The sequence below is a fragment of the Leptotrichia sp. oral taxon 879 str. F0557 genome, from assembly GCF_000469385.1.
Taxonomy (GTDB): domain Bacteria; phylum Fusobacteriota; class Fusobacteriia; order Fusobacteriales; family Leptotrichiaceae; genus Leptotrichia; species Leptotrichia mesophila.
Map to the genome: position 1 here is coordinate 32,353 of NZ_KI271317.1, position 3,223 is coordinate 35,575.

General features: G+C 32.9%; 2 protein-coding genes. Both read right to left on the bottom strand.

All coding sequences use genetic code 11. From position 1 onward, the window contains the following. Nucleotides 1-40: 40 nt before the first annotated feature. Nucleotides 41-2,014 (bottom strand): excinuclease ABC subunit UvrB, encoded by a 1,974-nt coding sequence (gene uvrB, locus HMPREF1552_RS04945; protein ID WP_021744000.1) that lies wholly within the window; start codon nucleotides 2,012-2,014, stop codon nucleotides 41-43. A gap of 158 nt (nucleotides 2,015-2,172) precedes the next feature. Further along, nucleotides 2,173-3,057, bottom strand: a complete 885-nt coding sequence (era, locus tag HMPREF1552_RS04950) for a GTPase Era (protein WP_021744001.1) — start codon at nucleotides 3,055-3,057, stop codon at nucleotides 2,173-2,175. Nucleotides 3,058-3,223: the final 166 nt, after the last annotated feature.

Sequence of the window (3,223 nt, forward strand, 5' to 3'; positions counted from 1 at the left end):
ATTTGCGGCAATGAGCAATCCTGCAAAAATAAAGAAAAAATTACAGTTCAATTAACAACTTCTTCAATTCATTCATTTTATCCCTCAATTTAATAGCTTCCTCAAAATTAAGCTCTTCAGCCAGTTTTTTAATCTGCTTATCAAGTTTCTTTATTTCCTTTTCCACATCTTTTTCACTCTTATACTGCTTGATTGCTTTGTTTGCTTCATTTTCTTTTTCAATTTCATAGTCTACGATTGACTCTGCAATTTCTCTTACGATTGATTTTGGATTAATATTGTTTTCCAAGTTGTATTTTTCCTGAACTTCACGCCGTCTGTTCACTTCGTCAATGGCTTCCTGCATAGAGCCTGTTATTCTGTCAGCATATAGGATAACATGTCCTTCTACATTTCTTGCAGCACGTCCCATTGTCTGAATTAAAGATCTTCTGGAACGCAAATATCCTTCCTTGTCTGCTTCCAAAATTGCCACTAATGAAACTTCTGGAATATCTAATCCTTCCCGCAGCAAGTTTATTCCAACTAGAACATCAAATTCACCTTTTCTCAAGCCTCTTATTATCTCTGTTCTTTCTAGTGTATCAATATCAGAGTGCATATATTTTACTTTTATTCCATATTCCAAATAGTAATCTGTCAGTTCTTCTGCCATTTTTTTTGTCAAAGTTGTAACTAAAACCCGTTCTTTTCTTGCTGTTCTTGTTTTTATTTCATCCATCAAGTCATCAATTTGATTTTTTGTTTCACGAATGTCGATACTTGGCTCTACAATTCCTGTTGGACGGACAAGTTGCTCTACAACTTCACCATTTGAATGTTCCAGTTCGTAATCACTTGGAGTGGCCGAAATATACACAGCTTGTGGAACTTTTTCAAAAAATTCCTCAAATTTTAACGGACGGTTGTCGTAAGCACTTGGAAGCCTGAATCCATTGTCAATTAAAGCCTTCTTTCTTGCCCTATCTCCCTTATACATTCCATTTATCTGCGGAACTGAAATGTGCGACTCATCCAAAAATACAACCAAATCCTCTGGAAAATAGTCAATCAACGTATCAGGCGCTTCTCCTTCACTCTTTCCTGTCAAATATCTAGAATAGTTTTCCACACCTTTACAATACCCAATTTCCTCAATCATTTCCAAATCATATTTCGTTCTTTGTTCAATTCGCTGTGCTTCCAGTAGTTTTCCTTCCTTTTGAAAAAAATGTACCCTTTCTTCCATTTCCTTTTTTATTGCCTCAAACATCACTTTTGTATCTTCATTTGTCAAATAGTGAGTCGCAGGCATTATTGTGATTCTTTTTATATTTCTAATTTTCTGTCCAGTAAGCGTATTAATCTCTGAAATGCTTTCCAAATCATCTCCAAAAAATTCAAAACGATATCCTGTATCCTGATAAGACGGATGTAAATCAAGAATATCACCTTTCACACGGAATTTTCCACGCTCAAAGGCAATGTCATTTCTCTCATATCTAAGTGAAATCAGCCTTTTTATAAGCTCATTTCTCTCAAATCCTGTTTCCACATCAATCGGAATTGATCTTTTTTTATAAGCCTCTGGCGACCCCAATCCATAAATTGCCGAAACAGAAGCCACAATAATAACATCTCTTCTATTCAAAAGTGCCGCTGTTGCCGCATGTCGCAATTTATCAATTTCATCATTGATTGAAGAGTCTTTTTCAATATACGTGTCAGTCTGCATAATATACGCTTCAGGCTGGTAATAATCGTAATAAGACACAAAATACTCAACAGCATTTTCAGGAAAAAACTGTTTGTATTCATTATAAAGCTGTGCTGCAAGCGTCTTATTCGGCGCCATTATCAAAGCTGGACGATTTATTTTCTCAATAACATTCGCAACTGTAAATGTCTTTCCCGACCCCGTAACCCCAAGCAAAATCTGATCTGTAATCCCGTCTTCCAAGTTTTCCACAATCTTTTTAATAGCCTGAGGCTGGTCTCCAGTAGGCTTAAATTTTGAATGTATTTTAAAATCCATCTCTATTTTCCTCTTTCTTTTTTTCAAAATTCTCTTTTCTTAATTGTTTCCAAAATTTAAAATCATATTTCTACTTTCTCTATATATATGTATTTTCAAGCAAAATTTTTATAAAAATAAAAAAAACGTTATTAATCAAATAGAATCTAAAATAACTGTTATTTTATTTTATATCCCATTTCATCAAGAAATTTCTTATTCTTTCTCCATTTCTTCTTAACTTTTACCCACAATTTCAAATTAACCTTTAAATCAATCAGATGCTCAATCTCACGTCTAGCCTCTGTCCCAATTTTCTTAAGCATAGCCCCATCTTTTCCAATAATAATTCCTTTTTGGCTATCTCTTTCAACATAAATATTTATATCATATTTTCTAATTGTAGGCTTTGTTTCTACATTAATAATCTCCACAGCTACACTATGGGGAATTTCATCTTTCGTATGGTGCAAAATTTTCTCTCTGACTGTTTCCACAACGATTTTATTTACTGGTAGATCTGTATAGTAATCTTCTGGATAAAACCATACATCATTTGACAAATATTTCTCGGCAACTTCAAATATTTTATGAATCCCAATCGCATATTCCGCCGTAAGAGTTATTATTTCATCAAACTCTCCCAATTTTTCACGAATTTCCTTTTTCTTCTCCTCAATTTCCTCATCCGACATTTTATCAATTTTGTTAATAACAAGTACAATTGGTGTCTTTACACTTCGCACATTTTCATTAACAAACATATCCCCAGTTGAAATTTCCTGTGTCCCATCCAGCATAAACATTATCAAATCCACATTTTCAAGAGCTTCTAATGCTACATTAGTCATGTGTTCCCCAAGTAAATGTTTAGGTTTATGAATCCCTGGCGTATCAACAAATATAAACTGACTTTCTCCAATATTTACAATACCTTTTATCTGATCCCTAGTCGTCCCAGCCTTGTCTGACACAATCGCAACTTTTTCTTTCACAAGCTTATTCATAAGCGTAGACTTCCCAACATTTGGACGCCCAACAATTGTTATAAATCCTGACTTCATTCTTTCTCCAATTCTATTTTTTTAATTTAATTATGATAATAAATTTATTTAACAATTTATTTTATAAATTCAATTCTTAAATATTTAACTAAGTAATTTTTATCTAAATAACAGTTTTTTTGGATAAAATAATTTGTTGTTAATAAATATTTTTTCTATAATTTAT

Excerpts from the sequence above, each read along its gene's own strand:
- uvrB (WP_021744000.1), bottom strand. The coding sequence starts at position 2,014 with ATGGATTTTAAAATACATTCAAAATTTAAGCCTACTGGAGACCAGCCT.
- era (WP_021744001.1), bottom strand. The coding sequence starts at position 3,057 with ATGAAGTCAGGATTTATAACAATTGTTGGGCGTCCAAATGTTGGGAAG.